Annotated in this window: 17 protein-coding genes; all 17 read right to left on the bottom strand. The window is 40.8% G+C overall.

The features are described from left to right. Nucleotides 1–6: 6 nt before the first annotated feature. The 17 genes from ACFO6W_RS19055 to ACFO6W_RS19135 are packed head-to-tail and all read right to left on the bottom strand — an operon-like array spanning nt 7 to nt 17,658. Nucleotides 7–1,668 (bottom strand): C45 family autoproteolytic acyltransferase/hydolase, encoded by a 1,662-nt coding sequence (locus ACFO6W_RS19055; RefSeq protein WP_379999361.1) that lies wholly within the window; start codon nt 1,666–1,668, stop codon nt 7–9. Then, a complete protein-coding gene (locus ACFO6W_RS19060) occupies nt 1,661–3,148 on the bottom strand; it encodes a phytoene desaturase family protein (RefSeq protein ID WP_379999363.1) in 1,488 nt (495 codons plus the stop codon). The genes ACFO6W_RS19055 and ACFO6W_RS19060 overlap by 8 nt, the downstream gene beginning before the upstream one ends. Continuing rightward, nucleotides 3,141–7,007, bottom strand: coding sequence for a 1-acyl-sn-glycerol-3-phosphate acyltransferase (locus ACFO6W_RS19065; protein ID WP_379999365.1), 3,867 nt, complete (start codon nt 7,005–7,007; stop codon nt 3,141–3,143). The genes ACFO6W_RS19060 and ACFO6W_RS19065 overlap by 8 nt, the downstream gene beginning before the upstream one ends. A gap of 13 nt (nt 7,008–7,020) precedes the next feature. Continuing rightward, on the bottom strand, nt 7,021–8,220 hold the full coding sequence (locus ACFO6W_RS19070) for a DUF2062 domain-containing protein (RefSeq protein WP_379999367.1): 1,200 nt from the start codon (nt 8,218–8,220) through the stop codon (nt 7,021–7,023). Next, nucleotides 8,213–8,596, bottom strand: a complete 384-nt coding sequence (locus tag ACFO6W_RS19075; protein ID WP_379999369.1) for an ApeI family dehydratase — start codon at nt 8,594–8,596, stop codon at nt 8,213–8,215. The genes ACFO6W_RS19070 and ACFO6W_RS19075 overlap by 8 nt, the downstream gene beginning before the upstream one ends. Further along, a complete protein-coding gene (gene lolB2, locus ACFO6W_RS19080; RefSeq protein ID WP_379999372.1) occupies nt 8,583–9,131 on the bottom strand; it encodes a flexirubin biosynthesis protein LolB2 in 549 nt (182 codons plus the stop codon). Before lolB2 ends, ACFO6W_RS19075 begins: the two co-directional genes overlap by 14 nt. Then, nucleotides 9,106–9,735: a flexirubin biosynthesis/transport protein LolA2 gene (gene lolA2 / locus ACFO6W_RS19085; protein WP_379999374.1), complete on the bottom strand. Its 630-nt coding sequence runs from the start codon at nt 9,733–9,735 to the stop codon at nt 9,106–9,108. The genes lolB2 and lolA2 overlap by 26 nt, the downstream gene beginning before the upstream one ends. Next, a complete protein-coding gene (locus ACFO6W_RS19090; RefSeq protein ID WP_379999376.1) occupies nt 9,732–10,424 on the bottom strand; it encodes a polysaccharide deacetylase family protein in 693 nt (230 codons plus the stop codon). Before ACFO6W_RS19090 ends, lolA2 begins: the two co-directional genes overlap by 4 nt. Continuing rightward, nucleotides 10,418–11,368 carry a beta-ketoacyl synthase chain length factor gene (locus tag ACFO6W_RS19095; protein ID WP_379999378.1) on the bottom strand — a complete coding sequence of 317 codons (951 nt, stop codon included), beginning with the start codon at nt 11,366–11,368 and terminating at the stop codon, nt 10,418–10,420. The genes ACFO6W_RS19090 and ACFO6W_RS19095 overlap by 7 nt, the downstream gene beginning before the upstream one ends. A gap of 10 nt (nt 11,369–11,378) precedes the next feature. After that, on the bottom strand, nt 11,379–12,563 hold the full coding sequence (locus ACFO6W_RS19100; protein ID WP_379999380.1) for a beta-ketoacyl-[acyl-carrier-protein] synthase family protein: 1,185 nt from the start codon (nt 12,561–12,563) through the stop codon (nt 11,379–11,381). After that, a complete protein-coding gene (locus ACFO6W_RS19105; RefSeq protein WP_291110700.1) occupies nt 12,563–12,823 on the bottom strand; it encodes a phosphopantetheine-binding protein in 261 nt (86 codons plus the stop codon). Before ACFO6W_RS19105 ends, ACFO6W_RS19100 begins: the two co-directional genes overlap by 1 nt. Further along, nucleotides 12,811–14,547: a beta-ketoacyl synthase N-terminal-like domain-containing protein gene (locus ACFO6W_RS19110; RefSeq protein ID WP_379999481.1), complete on the bottom strand. Its 1,737-nt coding sequence runs from the start codon at nt 14,545–14,547 to the stop codon at nt 12,811–12,813. The genes ACFO6W_RS19105 and ACFO6W_RS19110 overlap by 13 nt, the downstream gene beginning before the upstream one ends. Beyond that, nucleotides 14,535–14,978 (bottom strand): acyl-CoA thioesterase, encoded by a 444-nt coding sequence (locus ACFO6W_RS19115; protein WP_379999382.1) that lies wholly within the window; start codon nt 14,976–14,978, stop codon nt 14,535–14,537. Before ACFO6W_RS19115 ends, ACFO6W_RS19110 begins: the two co-directional genes overlap by 13 nt. Beyond that, on the bottom strand, nt 14,975–15,409 hold the full coding sequence (locus ACFO6W_RS19120; protein ID WP_291110696.1) for a hotdog family protein: 435 nt from the start codon (nt 15,407–15,409) through the stop codon (nt 14,975–14,977). The genes ACFO6W_RS19115 and ACFO6W_RS19120 overlap by 4 nt, the downstream gene beginning before the upstream one ends. Then, on the bottom strand, nt 15,406–16,491 hold the full coding sequence (locus ACFO6W_RS19125) for a FlxJ family methyltransferase (protein WP_379999384.1): 1,086 nt from the start codon (nt 16,489–16,491) through the stop codon (nt 15,406–15,408). Before ACFO6W_RS19125 ends, ACFO6W_RS19120 begins: the two co-directional genes overlap by 4 nt. Nucleotides 16,492–16,523: 32 nt before the next feature. Then, on the bottom strand, nt 16,524–17,411 hold the full coding sequence (locus tag ACFO6W_RS19130; protein ID WP_379999386.1) for an LpxL/LpxP family acyltransferase: 888 nt from the start codon (nt 17,409–17,411) through the stop codon (nt 16,524–16,526). Beyond that, nucleotides 17,392–17,658, bottom strand: coding sequence for an acyl carrier protein (locus ACFO6W_RS19135; RefSeq protein WP_006801508.1), 267 nt, complete (start codon nt 17,656–17,658; stop codon nt 17,392–17,394). The genes ACFO6W_RS19130 and ACFO6W_RS19135 overlap by 20 nt, the downstream gene beginning before the upstream one ends.

A 17,658-nucleotide genomic window follows, 5' to 3' on the forward strand; every position in this document is an offset into this window, starting at 1 on the left:
ACGTTGTTATTTACTTTTTTTCAATATCCGTTCCTTTTCGGAGACTTTCGGTATCTCTTTTGTTAATGCTTTTTGCCAGTAATCCTTAGCCTTCTCTATTTCTCCTTGCGACAGGTAATAATCCCCCACTATTTCGTACATATGATAATATTCGGGATTAGAGGCTTCGTATTTATTTAATATTCCCGAAGATACGGAACTCTTCTCTTTTGTCTTAGCTTTTATATCTTTTGTCAGTTCCTTATATGTCAGTAGGTTACTGAACATATCGCCATGTATCAACGAATCTTCGGGAATAGTGTATTCCGGGGAATATATCTCTTTCCTGAAATCCGTATCTTCGCCGAATATCTTATTCAGGTCATAAGCCACATATCTACCCATTTGCCAGGGGTGGGTAGACACCCATATTATCCGCTGTTCGGGCTTGAATATGACCGAGTGGTGCGCGATAAACTGGTTGATTGCCATTTCGTTCGTCAGGCCGATATCCTTATTTCCCGATCCTTTTGTGTTGCGGAGGATAGAGGCTGCTTTTGTTACATCTAAAGGTTTGTTTTTATCGAGGAGTTCGGTCAATCGCCGGAAACGGTATTGGCTGTCTGTCGTACGGATATTTTCGAGATTTCGCTCGTCCTTGGCGAATGTTTCGGATTGGAAATGATTGGTACATATAATTTGTTCTCCATCGGTAGTGAATAAACCTATCTTATCAGGCGATTTTTCTATAATGGCCGCTTTCTTGTCTTTCGCTGAACCTATAAGGATGGATTCGGATACAAAAGTCTCTCTCTTTTTCGCAATCTCATACGCTTCCTCAATTGTTGACGCATATTGCAATATCTCCCTTGTAAGGATAGATATTGGCGTTTTAGCGGATGTAGGCATGGACGATTTTGCGGCATTAATTGTTACAGTCAGCCCTTCTTCATTCATTCCTGATAATACGCCGGTCATCCCCGGCCAGGCTACAGATACGAATTTATAACCTTTTTCGGGCGCATAGAACTGCACTTCTTTATTCTTTGCAAAATCATCCCCTGCATAAAAATCGAAATTGCGGCCGATTACCAATGTTGAATCGGCGCTTGCCGTGCCCCATGTAGCAAAGGAACTGCATCCTACGAGCATATAGTCTTGCATGGCATGTCCTAAATCATGTGCAGCGTGGTAGTTTAACTGTCTTTCGTAGGGAGTGCCGATATAACTGAATTCATCGGAGCAGGAGTGGGATATTCCGTAAATTTCGCGTCTGTATTCCTCAGGTATGTTCTTTCCCAGATTACGGTTGTACAGGATGGTAAAGAAGCCGAGGAACCGCAGGTAATTTTCGGATGGGACAAGTACCTTTATCTGGTCTACAAATACTTTTTCCTGATAATATAGCAGGTCTTTCGACATCTCTCCTATAGCGATGCCCCGTTCATAATCGCTGCCGGATACTTTCAGTTCCCACAATCCGCTTTCACTCTTGCGGAGATAATTGTCGCCCCACTGACGGTAATCAGGTTCTTCTGTCAGTTTATAGGCGGGAACTTCTTCCGTTATTTCGGGGACACACATGTCCGCTGAAAAATACATATAGCCGGTAATTCCCCCAAAAGCGAGAATGAATATCAGCAGCACATATAATCCGGTCTTCAGGCCTTTTTTCAGCAATTTATGCATTTCCTACTTTTTTAGCTAAATATTCCTGACCTACAAATTCGGCGCAAGTGAACATGGATGTGAGCGTTACACCTAAAGCTCCGTGCACATTCATATTCTGACCTGTAAAGTAAAGGTTTTTCAGTTTCGTTTTTGTGGAAATAAAACCTAATTCGGGAAACTTACAATCTTTTACTATACCGTATGCCGAGCCGTAAGGCGTTCCCGTATAGTCACGGTAACTTAACGGTGTGGTGCTATATATGCTTTCTATCTTACCGGAGAAATCGAATCCTTTGCCTTTCAGAAACTCGAGGACATTATTTGAATAGGCTTTCTTGAAAGCGATGTAATCATCCCCCCGCTTGCCCACAGTAGTGTTTTCCCATTCTTTCAGTTCCGACATGTACATCGGTGTCAATACGGAGATTACATCCGTATAGTCACTATTGCTGTTGCATTGGAAGCAGAGCAGGGCGTTGTTGATCTTATCTCTGGACGAATCGTCATTATACCATACATTATCAGTTCCATGCACATAATAATTACTGTTGATATAGGGTTGGGAATCCGGCTTCATCACCAGATATGTTGTGAAGACTCCGAATGAATTAGGCAAAGCATTGATGCGTGATATATAAGCGTTTTTTATATAGCGGCTCTTTTCCAGTATCTCCAGTGTGCGTTTGGGGTGGATATTGGAGATAAAATGGTCGGCCTCGAATATTTCTTCATTGTTTACTTCCGCTGCCGTTACCTGATTGTCCGTTACTATCAGGCGGGTAACTTCCTTATTGTTCAATACGGTGCCTCCGTTTGCGCGGATAACGTCTATCAGCCGTTCGGCTATCTGCATCGTTCCGTCTACAAAACGGTATGGACTTTCGATATACGAGTTATTGGTCATCGCATGATGGTAGAAGGTAGAACTATTCTTTATTCCTCCATACAGCATGGATGTAGCGGCTAAAACACTCCTCAGTGTTTCATCCTTAACTGTATCTGCTATCATCTGAGTAGCCGACGCATAAAAATATTTCATGCCGTTTTGTGCTATATTTCCTTTTTTCAGGTTATCCACATCTATGAGCCTGCTCACATCTTTAAGGATAGAGGTATATGCTTTCAGGGTCTCCCGTTCATGGGGAAAAGATTGGGCCAGCGTATCTGCGAAATGGTCGTGGCCAACCGCGTAATTATATACTTTATCTTTATAGAATATGGTGTCGAAAGAATCGGTGTCGAGACGTTTTATGTTCAGCTTATCCATTATACCGAAGTATTTGAAATACTGGTTCATTATCTGTCCCTCATCCAGACTACCGATATAATGAATCCCTGTATCGAATTGATGTCCTTTCCGGATGTATGTTTGCAGGCATCCACCGAATAGCACGTTCTTTTCAAGCACGCATACATTGTATCCCTCTTTGCTCAGAATGGCAGCGCATTCGAGACCGCCCAATCCGCTTCCGGCTATAATGATATCGTATTTACCCATTTGTTTTCTCTTCTTTCTTCTTAAATATAAAAATAGTATTAGACGTATATTTATCGTTTTTGAAGCTCTCTATTGCCATATTACAGCTTTCTGCTATTTCATACAGCTTTTCAGCCGAAGTAAAACAAAGTTCTTCTTTTGTTTTATTAAAACCAAATATACGGGTAGAGAATATCTCCGATAACTTTGTCAGTTTTTGTTTTTGCTTATCCCGGCTATCTCCGTCACGAACGATAATCAACCCGTTGTCACGAAGATTCCATATGCATTTTTTTAATAACGATTCCTGTTTCCGGCTATCCATATAATGTAACATGTCATTCAATACAAACACATCGCTTTCAGGTAGCGGATATTCCAATGCGTCGGCATATACAAATACGGTATTCTCTTTATGTAAATATCCGTACCGGGCGACTCCGGCTTTATCTTCATCATAATCTATGCCTAATACCTGCCTGTCAGGCGATAACATGGCAAGCATATATCCTAAAGTGCCATATCCGCAACCGATATCTGTGATTTGCCCCCTCTCAGGTATCAGTTCATCGAATATTTTATAGCTTTTTTCCATTTTCACCTTTATGCGTACATACCATTCCATCACCGGCCCCTTATAGATGTAATTCTTTACCAGCATATGATAGAAATACGGGTTGATAGCTGTATTATATTCTGTACAAACTCTTATATATTCGGATGCGAAATAAGCCGCCGTGTTTTTTGTCCTTTCTTTATAAGTGTTTCCGAACGAGCGGTCTTCATAAGTAACGCGGGGCAGGATTTTAGTCGCTATTATTCCCCGTTTCAGATAGAATGGCTGTGATTTTGAAATAACCATCCCCGTGCCATATAATATGATGGGGATTATATCCAGTTTCAGTGCCTCAGATAGATAGAACGCACCTTTGTGGAAGCGCTTCAATCTTCCATCGTATGAACGTGTGCCTTCAGGGAATATGACAACGGAGTATCCTTCATCGATACGTTCTTTGATATGCGATACCGAATTTTCATATCCTTCGCCTGTATAAAAATAGCCTGCATACCTGATTACTGCGCCGAAGAACGGAGATCTCCATACCCATTCGTTTGTAACCATTACCATTTTAGGGTGGAGTGTAAGCAACAGGAGTATATCGAGGAAAGACTGATGGTTGGCTATGATAATGGCGGGTTTCTTAAATGTTTCGCCACCGGTATTTACTTTCTTTTTCTTCAGTATAAATCCTGCAAAGCAGATGAACCGGCAGTTGAGCATTATCAGGTAGCAAATGAATTGCCGCTTTTTACTTTTCTTTACAGGAACAAGATACAATAACAAAATCGTTATACGGAGGAATACGCATCCGGCAAAGAATAGCCCGTATATAAAGGCGGTTATCAAAATAGAGGCCAGTGTATATGGCGGCAGCCCTTTTGTTGTCTGTGAAGACATAAAGATGCGGAAGATGACAGGAGGGATAGTATATGAAACCAGAACCACGACTATCATTCCGAGGATAGACATCAATGAAATAGATTGCAGGGCGGGATGCTGTGCGAAAATCAAGGCTCCCATTCCTACAATAATGGTGAAAGCCGAAAAGAAGATGGCTGTTTTATGCCCGTTCAGCGCAGGCTTATTTGTCCGGTATTTATTCTGTAAACCGTCCATAATAAATATACTGAAATCGTCCCCGATACCAAATATGAAAGTGGACAGGATGATATTGATGATATTGAATTCCATCCCGGATATTCCCATGATACCGATAATGATAATCCAGCTGATAAACATTGGGGAGAAACTAATCAGTGTTAATTCGATACGTCCGTAAGATATAAGTAAAGTGATGAAAATGAGGAATGATGAAATGAATAATATCAGATAAAAATCATCATTGATAGCAGATACCCACTTCTTTGTAAAGAAGGAACGGTCTAAAATCACAACTTCATTGCCATTATTGAAGTGTTGATATACTTCTTCCTTATTTTTATCATCGAGCTGCACTTGTGAAATGAGCAGGGTAAGGCCCGGCACATTAGTTTGCCAGTCGTTTAATATCCGGTTTGTCTCTGTAATATCTTTATGCAGGGTAAAGTCAGAATCTATCCATTTGTAGAATGGGGCAAAAGCGTCCTGACGAAAATTAAATGTTGCAGACTCGCTTTTCAGCGTTGTTTTCAAAAATTCTTTCTTTCCGGCAGTCCAGTAATTATTCCATTTTTGTAAACGTTCTTGCCGGATATCTTCGGGGATAAGGAAGTAATCGGCGGAAGCGAAGTTGTTAATCAGGCCTTGTCCTTTTAGTACTGATAATTTTTTATTGGTCGCATTATAGTTTTGTATTGCTTCATCTGTATTTTTACCTACACTTACGAACAGGATATTTTTCTTATCGTTATCTACGATCTCCGCCAATTTCTGTTCGGCTCCTTTCAGATGTTCCGGTTCATAATTCATATGCATCATGTCGGCATCGAAACCCACATTGCGTGAAGTAAATATACAGATGACCGTTAATATTAAGATACCGCCTACAAGCCATTTGTTTTTATCGAAGCGGTAAGCATTGAAGCGCTCTATAAAGCGGAGCAATGCGCTTCTCTTCTGATGAACCCTTCCGTCAAGGAAGTGAGGCAGGTATATGAGGCAGAAGATAATTGTACCTATCAGCGTCATAGATGCAAAAAGTCCGAAGTCTCGTAATAATTCCGAACTGGTGAAAAGTAATCCTAAAAATGCGCCGATTGTTGTAAAACTACCGACAGTGAGAGGGTAGGTGAGTTCCTTTATCAGTTGCGTCACAGACGCGACATGGCTCTGGTGTACGACCATGTGTATGGAATAACTTAGGGCGACACCCATGATTATGGAGCCGGAACCGACGGCGATAGACGAAATACTGCCTTTCAAGAGTGAAATCATAAAGAGGGCGAACAATCCCCCGAATATAGTCGGTGTGATGATCTGGAAGATAGTTCTCTTTTGTCTGAAGGCCAGCAGGATGAAAACAATGATTATAACCAGTGCCAGAGTGATTGTCAGTATGGAGTCTTCTTTTATCTGACGGGCATTATATACACCGACAGAAGGACCTCCGTAGTATTGAGCTTTTACAGAAGGGTAGTCTTTGTTAATAGCGGCTATTTCCTTTTCGATGGCCGAGATAAGTTTATCGTTTTGTCCCGTACTTCCCATACTGTATGTAGGAGTAATGAACAACAGCAACATGGAGCCGTCTTTGGAGAAGATGTATCCGTCTTGTTGCTCGAAATTATTATCCAGTTGGAAGTCCTGTAGGCGTTTCAGTGCATTTCCTCCAAGACTGAGAGGGTCTCTCATAATGTATTCTTTGAGAAAGCCTCCGGCCGGAGACAACAGGTTGGAATAATTTCGGTGCATAACCGATGCGATTTTTTCTTTTGAAAACAAGGAATCTATACGCTGATAATCGCTGTCGCTGAGTAAGATCGGAAGATTGTCATAGACGAAATTCTGCATCTCGGTTTTCAGACTGTCGTCTATGCGGAGGAGTATATTGTTTACATATGTTCCTTGTGTCCGGGCCAACAGGCTATCTGCGAATAAGGTCGCGCTTTCTGTCAATACTGCGGTATCGTTGTCCTGTTCCTTATCCGATGACGAGAACGAGAACATGACAATAATCTTGTCCTTGATACGCAGGTTGTCGAAAACAGTATTCAGGTTTTGTTCGTTTTTGGTATCAGGAAAGAACTGGGTGATATTTTCCTCGAATTTGAGTTGCAGGGCAAAATAACCCATAATGGCTATACTTGCAACCAGCGACAAATAGAGGATTATCTTATGCCGGGTGAAATAATTATATAGATTGACGAAAAAGTTACTCATTTATACTTCTAAATTAAATATCTACTGCCTGTTTCCTTTTTCTGAATATCAGCAGTAAACTTGCCGAAATAATACCTGCCAGGATACTGCAAACCAAAGCGAAAACTATACTGCCGGTCAGATACTGGAACAGGACCGTCTTCATTCTTTCCAATGAAACACCGGTGAAATCGAACGATACAGGGCTATTTGTAAGAACGCAGCCGGTAGCATAGCTCCCATACAAAAGGAACGGCATTACCGGGGGAATACTGATATTGGAAGCAACCAGCGAAATTACTTTGTTCAGTCTCAGAAAATGGGCAAGGAAAACCGTCACAATCATCTGATACCCCCATATGGGAATAATTCCCATGAAGATACCCAACATAATGGATAGTGTCATGGTTCTGTTCGAATCTTTCGACTTTAGTATTTCCTTATCTATAAAAGCGCGGATATTTGCCCATGTCAGTTTCCTTAAAAATTTCAAGGGTAGTATCCACAAGAAGGTGGCTATAACAAGTATTGTATTCAGTATGCTGATGCGTGTAAAATCCCTTAACGGTCGGAAGTGTGATACCCGTTCGTCCTGTGGCGGGTAATATACATTTACAGGGATATTTTTTACATTCACGCCTTTCCATGCCAGAAATACGATCATTTCCAGTTCGAATTCATATTTGGCTGTGCAATACTTCATTTTTCCTATATGATGGAGCGGATAAAGGCGATAGCCGGATTGTGTGTCTTCCAGCTTTATTCCTGTTTCGAGCTGAAACCAGAAGTTCGAGAATTTATTGGCAAATGTATTTTTACCCGGCATATTATTGGCTGTCAGATTTCTTGCCCCCACAAGCATAGAATCGGGATGCATCTCTATTTCATTCACAAACGCAGGTATATCGGCAGGGTAATGCTGTCCGTCGGAGTCTATCGTTATCGCATATCTGAAACCCTGTTCTTTTGCTGCTGATAATCCATTTTTGAGAGCATAGCCTTTTCCTTTATTTTTTGTGTGGGTAATGATCTGAATGCCGGGGATGGATTTCAGTATTCCGGATGTTGTGTCGGTAGAGCCATCGTTGACCACTATAATATGTTTGCTGTATTGTTTTACCCCTTCGATAACGGATAGGAGAGTCCTGTCGTTATTGTATGTAGGGATAATAACAACGATACCGAGATTATTTAATATCTCCTGCCATATTATAGTATCTACGGATTCATTCATTTTCAATCTCTTTCAAAGTTGCTTTTACTTTGATGAATACGGTATCTGTGTTTTGATATTTTCCTTCTGCGGACAGGGAGATACGGTTATCATCTGTATTTTTTAACGAAATATTAAACTCTATCAGGTCGTTGACTACCGGGTCGACCAAAGACAGGAATTTTGAGGAGGCTATGTATGCGTACATGTACTCTTTACCGGATAGTTTTTCAGCGCAGTCTTTTATAATTTGTAATGTGCATACCCCCGGAACTATCGGTTGTCCCGTGAAATGTCCTTCATATATGCGATGCGAAGGATTCAGCTTCACTCTTAAACGATCAGAGGGCTCACCTCTCATTACATCGGTTATTTCGTAAAAATCATTCAATAACATTGTTTTCTCCCATTTTTTCCAGTCCGATAGTTAATCGTAACCAGAAGTGCTTTATTTGTATTTTCTCAGGAACGTTCTCTGTCTCAGGCGTGACGTAAATCACCCCCTTGGATATACCTCCTCCTGTTACAAATTTAGTATATTCTTTTGTTTTTTCTACTTTTTTAACGTTCCTGTCAGGTAAAAATAACAGTCTGAAATCAGTTTCAAAGATTTTCAGTACGCGGTCTTTCCGCATAGGCTCTATGCAACTATAAACATTCCAGTTTTCACCTTTTATTCCGAAATCGAACAGACTAAGCCCGAACATGGTAGATGCGACAATGCGTATTTCACCATCTTCCATTGTTTTTGCGATAAGCATACCGTTAAAATGTTTGCCTCCGAAATCCAGCGTCATATTATACTTCTGCGCTTTATTCCCAACGGATATAATAGGAGCAGGCCCTGTTTTCAGCGGATATGTATTCTTAGAACAGGAGACGAAAGTAAGGCATACCAACAAGAGACTAATTAACTGAAAACTTCTTGTCATCTGTCAGTGTATTAAACTTTTTGTTCTGAAACAGGTAATCGGTATAATCGGTGGCATTCTCGGATATACGCAATTTGGATACCGACATGTCTTTTTTGTCCATATAAATATCGAAGCCTGAGATATATGCCTGTACAGATTTATTGGTTGGTTTTATTTTTATCAGATAGGAGTTGCTATCTTCAAAGTATTCCATGTTATAACCTGATATTTGCGAAATATTGCCCGACATACACGCGGCGAGCATACTTCTCATTTCGCTCATGACTTTATTCGATTTCAGGTTCACAACATTTTTTTTACCATCCGAAACTATCTTTAGTTTATCAGCATTTATAACAATCAGGTATTTTGTCGGGGAACTATAATCGAGGCTTATTTTATCATTGTGCCTGTAATAGAATTTACCTTTCGAAGTTATATCTTCATTAAACAGGTCGAGATGCTTTATTTGAGTAAAATCACTTTCTATACTTTTTATAGATACAGCCTCCCGGAGAACCCGTTCATTAAAGGCTTTCACATCTTTCATCTTTTTCATCTGCGCGTTTATCTGCGGTATACAAATGAAAATAAGTAAATAACAAATATATATGCGTTTCATTTCGTTGTTTTAGGTATATCAAATAATTTATCTACTCTCTCTATGGTGTAATCGTTTTCTTTCAGAAGATCGAGCACTTTTCGTAACAGGCTGTCACTCTGCGGCAAGGGATCGTGTAAGAGAATGACCGCTCCCGGCTTTAGTCCTCGCTTTATTCGCTTCAATACCGTGTTTTCTTTCTTACATGTATCTAAAGAGCGGATACTCCAGCCAATAGTCAGATAACCCATTGTCCTGACCACCTTTGCTATGGTCGGATTGGTGATTCCGAAAGGCGGACGAAACAATATCGTTCTTTCTCCTGTTACCTCCTCAATAGCCTTTTCACAATCGCTTAGCTCCATTCTCATTCGTTGCGACGCATACAAAGGAAACGAAAAAAAGTGATTAAAAGTATGATTACCGATTAAATGGCCTTCCTCTTTCATCCTTGACAGGATACTCTCATTGCCTTTAATCTTGCTGCCGATACAAAAAAAAGTAGCTTTGATATCATATTCTTTCAGAATATCAAGCACCTTGGGCGTCTGCTCTTTGTCGGGCCCGTCGTCAAATGTGAGCGCTACGACTTTTCCTCTCTTTTCATTCCGGCATAATGCTTTTAAGTATATTCCCGACCGGATGCTGTAAGAGGCATAGATGAGGAATATAAGCAGTATAGCGGCTATGGATGAAATGAAAATCAGCATTTTCTCAATAATATCAATGAATGATTTATATTGTAATAATGATTGTAGATAAGCAGGTATCGTATATCACCGGATTCTTTTAATAGATTTAATCCTTTCCACATACCGAAAGCCGAAGCGGTCGGGTATTCCCCGCAAATATCTTTGAATGTCGAGTATGAGGTGGATGGGAATAATTGCTCCACAACATTATATACCAGGTCATCGGTCGTATTTCCGTTTCTGCCTGTAATAAGATGTTGTATATCTGCTGGCTTCAGATTGTTTTCTGTCAAAAATATTTTTATCTTTTGCAATATTTCCTCCGAAGACAGCTCTCCTGTGAATGTCCTGACAGCTGCGAGTTCGGCAACAGTATGTAATTCCTTTTCAGCCGCTAATGTAAAAAACTGGGAGCCTTCGCCCAATGTAATATTATCGAGCATACCCAGCCTTTTCAAGATAGTATGTCCGGCCGGTAACACTTCATCGGCAGCGCCGACCAGTACCAGATTGTCACCTTCCCATATCCTCATCATGCCGTCGATCAGGGCGCTTTCGAAGCTGAGGCCACGGTGCACATAGGTATTGTTATAAGAATGGCTGCCTGTAATCAGGGCGATCTGAGCGCCTATGACATTGAATGTAGATTGTATAAAAGCCGAAGGATTCAGCAGTTGCTCCTCATTTTCTATGAGATTATCCAGAAATTTTTCTGTATCGGTCAGGCATCCAAGTCCGGTGGCTGTAATAATGGCATCTATATTTTTGTTTCCACTTTGTTCCAGACAAATCAATCCGCACGCAACACCCATCCTTACAATGTGGCTCATACGGCGGCGCATATTCGCGTTGGTTATGATGTGCTTGTAATCAGGCTCCACCGCATGCAGCATCCCGCTTTCTCCGGTAATACCATCGGGGTGGATAGATGCGAATGAGTTTATATAACAAGGTCTTTTCATAACTAAGAGTCTATTCTATTGCCGAAAAAAGTAAAGAAGAATCATTCCCTCCGAATCCGAAAGAGTTGGATAAGACATGTTTGATCGGTAAGCCTTCGTCACATTCTGTAACAGGAATAAGATTCGTATCTTCTATCGGTTTTTTAAAGTTGAGGTTCGGATAAACGATTCCTTCAGATATGGATAATACGGATAAGGCCGCCTCTATCCCTTCCGAAGCTCCTAATGTATGCCCTATAAACGGTTTCAATGAACTGAATCCAGGTGTACCCTCACCGAAAAGATGTATGATCGCTTTCCCTTCCGACAGGTCGTTGTTAGGCGTTCCCGTACCATGCACGTTGATATAGTCCACATCACGGGGAAGTATATTTGCCATTTCAACAGCTTCTTTCATACACAGGTACGGCCCGTCTCCATCGGGAGAAGTGGCTGTCTGGTGATAAGCGTCATTTGCATTGGAATAGCCGGAGAGGATACAATATGGTTTTCTTTTTAATGTTTTTTCTGATTGTAATACAAGATAACCGGCACCTTCGCCCAGATTCAGGCCTTCACGGGATTTGTCAAATGGTTTGCACAGTTCTTTATCCAGAATCATCAGCGAGTTAAAGCCATTCAGGGTAAACTTACATAAAGCATCGGTTCCACCGACGATAACAGCGTCCAGCAATCCGTTTTTAATCATCCTTGCCCCCAGCATTATCGCGTTTCCTGCGGAAGAACAGGCTGTACTTATTGTTGTTACATAATCGGTTATACCCAGATAGGACACAATTTTTTGAGTACTGTCGCCGCAATCGTGCGAAACAATATCCCTTAAACGGCCCTTTTCCTCATCTTTCCGGAAATCGACGTAAAAGTTTTCACTTAAATCCATACCGCCCACCGAGGTGGAAGATATAAGTCCGGTGCGTTGGGCGTTTACGTCTATATCTGAATCCGATAAGGCTTCCTTTGCCGCCAGTATTCCAAGCAAAGCAGTCCGGGAGTATGTTTTACCGGAAGGTAGAGCCAATAGCTCTTTAAGCTGCTCATTTGTATATTTCACCTCACTTACAGGAACATCGAGGCTGGTAGGGAAAAGTGTAACTTTCCCCATTCCATGACTTTTGTGCCGGATAGCATGCAGGTTTTCTTCTGCATTTATGCCTATACCCGATACAATACCTATTCCTGTAATGTAAATCTTCATTATTTCTGATGTGTAGAAATAAATTCGGCTAATGATCTTACCGACCTGAATATTTCGCGTCCTTCACCTTCTCCCGGCTTTTTGATTTTGATACCGTAATTACGTTCGAGGATAAGGATAATTTCGAGAGCGTCGATGGAATCCAGACCCAAGCCGTCTCCGAATAACGGGGCATCGGCATCTATATCTTCGGGAGTCATTTCTTCAAGATTTAATTCCTGTATCAGTTCTTTTTTCAGTTTTTCTATCAATTCTTCCATATTTTATCTTTCTTTATGAGTATGAATTCAGCTTTGTATTTATTTGCAAAATATTCGCACCGACCGGTGATGCAAAATTGTAATTTACTCCTGTTCATGGCGAGTTTTACATATTTTTCCTGTCTTTCCGAACTATCGGGATATTCGATAAAGAAGGTATTTTCACCTTGTATTTTATGACGGATACATATTTCACCGGCAACAATGTTGGGCAGTGTATAAACGAATACAGCCGGACTGGCAGCATCGTCTCCACCTTCATCTATTATCCGCTGATGCTTTAAATCCGTATCTGATGACGAAGAGTAATTGGATAAGATAATTCCCATTTCATCGGAATTAAAAGTGATTCCATCTAGTAAATGCAGCGCTGCTATATATCCCAGTTTGCAGAGGTCATCCATCTTATAGAACTTCTGGTTGCTGTCGCCTGTATTTTTGTATGCTTCGCGGATGAAAACGGCAAAATCACCGGATGTGGAGTTAAATATGACTTCATCATTTACTTTTATAGAACTATTCTCTATAATACAGCGCTTTATTTCGTTGAATAAAAATGTTCCCTGCTCGATTGACTTATGCGAAGGTATTTTGGATAATATAATAGCAGCATTACAACCGCCAAAGCCGGAAGCCGTTTTTAAACAGGTGTTTATCGTCTTTTCACAGATGTGATTATTACTTACATTCAGGGATTGTGAAACACCATTTGTCTGATAACCTAATGTGCCGTATATGACGTTCTCTTTTAATTGGTGTGCGCAAATAATTGTTTCAATGATTCCCGATGCGCCTAATGTATGCCCGAAATACGACTTTAGGCTATTGACAGGAACCTTTTCTAATTGAGCCAGATGAACAGCTTTTGCTTCCATTTCATCGTTGAAAACGGTTGCAGTGCCATGCAGGTTTATGCAGTCAATGTTATTGGCTGTTACTCCGGCTTCATCCATTGCGTCCCTCATTGCATAGTACAGGCCATCACCTGTGCGTGATGGGCCTGATATATGATTGGCGTCGTTGCTTATAGCCCCGCCTCTGATAATTATATTGTTCGTTTCGGATTCTGCGGACAGCAGGATGCTTCCACAAGCTTCTCCCAGGTTTAACCCGTCCCTTTCACTGTCGTAAGGCCTGCAAAGGTTTTCACTCAGGGAACGGAATGACCGGAAACCAGTGGTAATAAAATGAGAAAGGACATCTACCCCCGTAACGATTATATGCTTGTAGTCACCATTCAGGAGTAAGCGGCGGGCAATAATAAGAGCTGATACCCCCGATATGCAGGCATTGGAGACAACCATAGCCCTATCGTCCATTCCGAAATAATCTGTAATCTTAGACGCGCTTTCCCTGAGAAAAACGTTCCTGTCAATGTTTTCTGTATGATGTTGCAGTAAGTCTACATTCCCTTTTGTTGTAGAAAGAATGAAGCCACACTGCTTCAGATCTATATCTTTTTGCGATAATAAGTCCTTAATTGATAATATGGCGAGTTGTTCGGCCTTGCTGAATTCTTGCAGGCTATGCTTTTCTGTCAGTCCGTTCAGAATACCGGAATTAATTAACCCGGCAAGAATTGGTGCATCGGAGATTTTTCCTGCTTCGACAGAGGCAATCCCGGATTTATTCAGATTAATGGCACCGACATTCTCTTTAGTCGTAAATCCTAAAGAACTGATAATGTTATCGGCAGTAATGTATATGTCATTCAGATATTCCATTTCTTCTTCCACTCCTGATAAAAATCGGGATTTGTCCACTCCAGTTCATTATTAGAATTTAAGAATACCTGAACCGTACTTCCTGTAGCAACAACTGTCTCACCATCACTTTTGTAAACAGTATATTCAAATATTATTTTTGCGGCATCCGAAGCTATATAGTTTGTTTCCACAATGGCTTCTTCCCCGAATGATAAGGATTGCTTATACTGGCAGGTGAGGTCGACAATGGGTGCAGTGTATCCGTTTTCGTAAATGTCGCAATAACCGATTCCATATCGTTTGCCAAAGGTTTCCCGGCCATCCTCAAAATACTTGATGTACTGGCCATGCCATACAATACGCATGGAGTCTACTTCACTGAAACGGACTTTTATAGTAGTTCTGTCTGTTAGCGCGGATTCTTTAGCTCTGTATTTATGTTTTTTCATTCCTTTTTCAAAAATATTTTCATACGGCATTCGGCGACAAGGTTATCTCCGATTTTTACTGTCGCACCTATCAGGGTGATTTCGGCGACTTCCTGTATTATTTTTATCTCGGTATGCAGTTCATTACCTACCTTTGGTAAGATGTGAATTGTCATCTTGTCTACAGATCCGATAAAGCCGAGTGGTACGGCGACATTATTTTGCCTACAGATATATCCCACACGTGCTGCGGCCGATTGCGCGATATGTTCTATAATACCGGGTTCCTTGAAATAATTGTTTTCAATGAAAATATTACCGGGGCTGATTGTCAGTCCCGTATATGAACAGTCACCTTCAATTCCATAAAACTTATCGACCATCACTATTGGTGGACGTTGCGGAATTAAGTCCAATATACCTCCTTCTTCTGTTATTACCAGTTTACTCATATTCGTTTACAAACCATAATGCTATGCCCCAATCCCAATCCGTCGTGTATTTCGTTAACTTCCAGTCCGGCTGCTTTTACACAGCGTATCATATCATCCGAATGATACATCTTGCTGTTGCCGTTTGCCAGTGCCGTAAAATACAGGCTGGTCAGAGTGAGGCAATAAGCTGCTGTTTCAAATTTCTGACGATCCCAGAATGTTTCCATAATGTAAAGGAACGAAGATTTTTCCATAGATGCCGCGGCGCGGGTCAAAATACTTGTAGCTTCTTCTTCCGAAAAACAGTCGAGAAACTGACTCATCCATATAGCATCGAAGCCTTTTGGGAAAGGTGCTTCTTTATCCAGCAGATTGCACCCATGCCCGTGTATGCGATCGGAGCCGGTTTGTCCGGAAGTTTGTTTTTTCATCAATTCAAGTTGCTGGGGTAAATCCATGATGGTTACATCTACTTCGGTGTTGAATTCAACGCACTTCATGGCCCAGCGGCCTGTATTACCTCCCACATCGAGCAATGTACGGGGATTGTTTGCAAAGACGATTTCCAATGCTTGTGAAAAAGAATTATCGGAATAAAAATGGTCGAAACCGAACCAGCTTTTTTGTACATTTTCGGGCAACTTTGACAGGCCTTCGTATATTGTCGGCCACTCACCAAATACTTTCAACCCTTCAGGTTTCCCATTCAAAAGAGCTTCTTCCAGATTGAATAGTCCCTGATAGTTTACATCATGATTAAAGTTCATATTGATACGTACCATTTCATCGTTCAATAAGAACCATCCGACCTTGGACAGCATATATTTATCGTCCTTTACCAATACTGTGCCAATCGAAAGCGAAGCCTCCAGCAATACTTGAACTGCATAACGGGATAGCTTCTTATATTCTGATATTTCATTCAATGTTAATCCCTCACGCTTCTCTGCTAACAATTCGAAAACACCGAATTTGAGCATAAGCCGTGATACCTGAAAAACAATAGGGCCAAAGGCTATTTCCTGGGCCATCCGCTGTGCTTCGGCCGCTGAAAACTGCTCTTCGGAATATCTTTTTTGTAAGGAAGGAAACAAGTTCATGATTGATTATATGTTAGTCGGATTGTTATGCTTTACTTTTCGTTCCAGAATTTATAGTAGTTGAACCATTGTTCCGGATATTTTTTTAGAATATTTTCCAGAGCCGGGATATATTGGTCAAGTAATTGTTGTTCAGGCTTTTCTTTTTCATTTTTAGAAACAGGTGCAGCCACAATGAAATGGAACCGGTACGATTTTTTAGGTTCGCGCATGGCAAAATAAAATACTACGGGGACTTTCATCTTTGTCGCCAATAGAAAAGGTCCGGATGGAAAGCTGGTTTCTTTTCCCATGAATATACCTTTCAGGCGTCTCTCTTCATTGATATACCGGTCGCCCTGAAAACAGATATACTCTTTATTATCCAAAGCTCCCTTTATAGCAAATACATGGTTCAGATCAGTATCATTTACAGGAATTACTTTAAAACCGGCCGGAACGGAATTTTTTTGAAGTAATTCTTTTATCCTCTTATATTCAGCGTCATATAAAAGGATGTTGATTTTTTTACCATATTCCTCAAAGAACGGTGTACCCATTTCCCAATTGCCGACATGCGCCCCGATTATAATTGCTCCCGTGTCGGCATTCAGTATATCAAGGAAACTTTCATAATTTTCGAAACGGAAAGTATATTTATCTTTCATTCCGTTGCCGATAGCAATTTTATCTATCAGCGTTTGCCCAAACCTGTAATAGCTACAAAAGAGCATTCCGATAGAGGAAAATATGCTTTTGTTTAGTACCTTACGGGAATAGTACCAGATACTTCCGGTAGCTTTTGGCGCAAAGGGGATAAAGTATAAGACGATAGTGCTTAAAAATATATAAGCCGCAGTAATTCCGATTTTCTTTATCAGGAAGATAAAGAAAAGGTATCCGAATACTCCTCCTCTGGTTTTACCCTTCCATTCCGTCATTTGGCTTGTCGAGATGTTCTATGATAAAATCATAGAAATCCTGAAAAGTTTTTATATTTACAAAGTCATTACCATTTACGGTAAATCCGAAATTCTGTTCTATCAGTACGACCATATCTACAAAGTCGAGGCTATCCATTTCCAGTGTCTCGATCAGAGGCGCATCCGGCTGGATAGTTTCTACATCTACTTCGAATTCTTCGGCTAAAGTAGTTCTTATTTTCTCTATTATCTCCTCGTTCGTCAT

The organism is Dysgonomonas termitidis (assembly GCF_042654545.1).
Taxonomy (GTDB): domain Bacteria; phylum Bacteroidota; class Bacteroidia; order Bacteroidales; family Dysgonomonadaceae; genus Dysgonomonas; species Dysgonomonas termitidis.